At 62.6% G+C, this 270-nt stretch carries 1 protein-coding gene; it reads left to right on the plus strand.

Going from position 1 to position 270, the window contains the following annotated elements; genetic code table 11:
* Positions 1-169: DUF3489 domain-containing protein (locus tag PSUB009319_RS22770; protein WP_124384429.1), on the plus strand; the 169-nt coding region annotated here is incomplete at its 5' end.
* Between the last annotated feature and the right edge of the window lie 101 nt (positions 170-270).

Raw genomic sequence — 270 nt, forward strand, 5'->3', positions numbered from 1 at the left:
TAAACAGGCATCGGGCGCCAGCTTGGCTGATCTGATGAGCGCCACCGGATGGCAAGCCCACTCCGTACGCGGCGTAATCAGCGGTGTGCTGCGCAAGCGTCTGCAACTGCCGGTGATCTCGGAAACTGTGGATGGAACCCGCCGCTATCGGATCGCGGAGCCAGTATGAGCGTCGATCTGTCCGAACTGATGGCAATGGACCGGGTAGCGTTGGCTGAACGCTGGCGGCAGGTGTTCGGTCATCCAGCGCCAGCCAAGTGTCGCGCCGAG

The organism is Ralstonia sp. SET104 (assembly GCF_003851545.1).
Lineage (GTDB): Bacteria > Pseudomonadota > Gammaproteobacteria > Burkholderiales > Burkholderiaceae > Ralstonia.